Genomic DNA, 3145 nt, shown 5'->3' on the forward strand with positions numbered 1-3145 from the left:
GAGAAAAACGTTAATGAAAAACCAAATTCTAACTTTTTATCAGTACAACAGCATGATCAAGAGTTCTATATAGATAAAGAAATTCACCACGAGTTTTTCTATGTAAGCAATCATCCATTAAGTGATGTATTAGTAGGTCGTATATCAGTCACCGTTATGATGAGCGATGGAGAGGTTATAGGAGCGTTTTCCGTAAAAAATGGTAACGTGTATTCTTTACTCGGAGAAGAGAAATAAATGATTGTTCAACAATCTAGGGCGTTTGTTGAAAATAGAACTGAAATCTGGAAGGAGGATTGAAATTGAAAAAAGAGTATTTTGTACAATATTCGGACCAAAGCATAATTAATAGTGTTAACTTTCCACAAGATGTTTTTGCATCTATATCTATTGGAATGACTGACATCACAAATGATTTAATAATTTCGTTAGTCCAAAAAATGTTCGGTCTTCCTGTTTTCTTTGTTTTAAACTCAATGATCTTTGGATACGAAAAAAAGACCTTAATTTCGAATAATATTCTATTTTATGAATTTTCGTCAGATGGAGCTGTAATTAAAATAGACTCAATAGATAAGTTACATATTATAAGTAAGCTTGCAGAAGAACTGGTTTGCAATGGTCTGAGTGTGTTCATTTTTCACGGGAAGGATTTATCAGAGCAAGATTTAATTCCCCCAAAACATTGGGTAGATGAACCTTTAGTCTTTAAAAACCTTGATGTTAATAAACTCGAAACCTTTCTAGATATTGAAGAGATGGGATTCACCATATTTACTAGAAGTAGTTTTATTTGACTCTCCAGAAAAAATCCCAAACTACATACCCAGTAATTACTTCCTTAATATTGATAGTAGTGATATTTAACTTATCCGTTATGGTCATTGCTCCGTAATCAGGAGCGTTAGTTGAAGTAGAATAATTTTAGAATCAAGGCAATATGTCAGTTATTCCATTAAAGGGCGCATTTATCGAGCCAGTGGGAGGGATTTTTAAATTTGAATTGAATAATTAAGTATTCCTTAGAAGGCTTGGGGGTCATATTTTTGTTACTTTACTTTTGATATATATCATCTGTCTAATAAGTTATTAAAAATTGGGAGCTGATATATGATGATTTACAAGAATTCACTCGAAGGTATTTCTTCTGATATGTTAAAAGGTTTTTTTGTTAATTGGCCTAAACCACCAAAACTAGAAACTCACTTAAAACTGCTGAAAAATAGCAGTAAAGTGGTTATTGCGTTAGATGATAATACAGATCAAGTAATTGGATTTATTACCGCAATTAGTGACGATGTTCTATCTGCCTATATTCCCTTCCTTGAGGTTTTACCAGAGTACAAAAATAAAGGGATAGGTAAAGAATTAGTAAATCGAATGCTAAAAGAACTTGATGACATATACATGATTGATTTATGTTGTGACGATGACTTGGTTCCTTATTATGATAAGTTCGGTATGATAAAGACAAATGGTATGATTTTAAGGAATTATAAAAAGCAATCTGGAAGTTAAAACAGCAGTTAATCCATTTTGGAAGCTCTAATTTATGATTTTAGATCTTCGAGAATAGGGCGCGATCCAGGAACAAGGATTAGCGCTCATTTTATTTTAGAGCCACATTCTGAAATACGCGTTAGGTTAGCGAAAAGGTTATTTCAAGACTCATGAAGAATAAACCAATAGTAAAGTTGTATTACATTAAAGGTGTGGATGAGGATGGATTTTAAAGATCTTACATTAGAAAATGAAAATAATACGAGCAAACTACAGTTAGATATACTTCAAGAAATAAATGAAATTTGCTTATCTTTTAATATGAGCTTGTGGCTACGAGGTGGATGGGCGATAGATTTTTTATTAGAAAGGATTACACGGTCACATTCAGATATTGACTTAGTTACATGGATCCAACATCGTGAACACGTGGAACTGGCTCTTGTAAAGGCTGGTTATCAAAAAAATGTAGTAAGTGAGTTTCAAACTGATTTCCACAAGAACAATATCGGTGTGAGTTTTGTATTTGTTATGCTTTCCGGTGAGGGAAAAATAGTCGCTAACGGTTTTCCCGACTGGATATGGAGGAAAGATGCCTTAACTAAGGAACTCTATAAGGTACATGGTATATCAATAAATGTTCTTAACCCATACCAATTACTTGAGGAGAAAAGAGTTTACGAACAAGGAACAGGAAGAAAACTTCGTCCGAAAGACCATAAAAGTATAGAAATTCTTCAGCAGATTATTGAGGGAAAAGTTAGAAGTTAGATTATTAAACTTTTGTTCAAAAAATTATAATTAATCTTAGCAATCTAGCGCTTTCCTGGGACAAGGTTCAGCGCTCTTTTTATCTTGACCTAGATGAAGAATTGTATATTGTAGTAATTTGAAGCTTATGAAATAATTGGTATTAAGCAATAGGGCAGCATTCCTGTAATAACAACTTTCAACAAAAAAGGATTATATTTCTTTCTAATGCTAGGGCGAGAATCTAACTATATGGGGGGGGGACTATGAGTAAAAATAAAATACTTACATTAGGGATTATCTTTTTGCTAATTTTAAACATATACCAATTTCACCAAATGAACTCTCTAAATAAAAAGCTAGAAGGAGATTTAAAAGGGGAACTAAATTCTGCTTTTAGTGTGGCAAAAGAAATCCTTCCTAAAGAGTTGGAAAAGACAATAAACACCAAACAAATCACCCGCCAGGAATTTGATACTATCTGGTACATATCTAATGATATTTTATTTGGAATTGACGATTCTTTAACTTTTACTAAAAAATATGACATAGATTTTAAAGTTCAATATCAAAATAATTCGAACAAACTTGCGGGAGAAGTCAATAGCTTTCATAGAGAATTTTTAAACAGCAAATTTCAGGATGGTATTGAAATTGTTCCTCTTTCTGATAGAGATATAGAGTATCTAGAAGTTTTAAAAGAGCTATCACAATCAATTGGTGCGTTAACTTCAACTGAAGTTGAGACTCTAAATATTGAAGAAACTATAAAAAGAATAAGTAAAATTAGCAATCAATACGAAGAAGAGTTGAATAAAATTAGATCATCTTAATTTATAAATCCTTGCAAGTTGGTTAGAGTGTTCAATTAAAAAAGGCGGTGTTATATGAAGAA

5 protein-coding genes are annotated in these 3145 nt (G+C 32.0%); all 5 read left to right on the top strand.

The genetic code is table 11. From position 1 onward, the window contains the following. On the top strand, positions 1-237 hold a 237-nt coding region (locus tag M313_RS0117050), incomplete at its 5' end, for a hypothetical protein (RefSeq protein WP_010198100.1). A gap of 65 nt (positions 238-302) precedes the next feature. Beyond that, positions 303-797: a hypothetical protein gene (locus M313_RS23930; protein ID WP_010198101.1), complete on the top strand. Its 495-nt coding sequence runs from the start codon at positions 303-305 to the stop codon at positions 795-797. A 316-nt stretch (positions 798-1113) separates the two neighbouring features. Next, the gene (locus M313_RS0117060; protein WP_010198102.1) at positions 1114-1518 is read left to right on the top strand and encodes a GNAT family N-acetyltransferase; all 405 of its coding nucleotides are present in this window, start codon (positions 1114-1116) and stop codon (positions 1516-1518) included. A 204-nt stretch (positions 1519-1722) separates the two neighbouring features. Continuing rightward, positions 1723-2271 carry a nucleotidyltransferase domain-containing protein gene (locus M313_RS0117065; protein ID WP_010198103.1) on the top strand — a complete coding sequence of 183 codons (549 nt, stop codon included), beginning with the start codon at positions 1723-1725 and terminating at the stop codon, positions 2269-2271. 245 nt (positions 2272-2516) lie between these two features. Further along, positions 2517-3083 (top strand): hypothetical protein, encoded by a 567-nt coding sequence (locus M313_RS0117070; RefSeq protein ID WP_010198105.1) that lies wholly within the window; start codon positions 2517-2519, stop codon positions 3081-3083. The last annotated feature ends 62 nt before the right edge of the window (positions 3084-3145 follow it).

The organism is Bacillus sp. m3-13 (assembly GCF_000175075.1).
In the GTDB taxonomy this organism is placed as follows: Bacteria; Bacillota; Bacilli; order Bacillales; family Bacillaceae_I; genus Sutcliffiella_A; species Sutcliffiella_A horikoshii_C.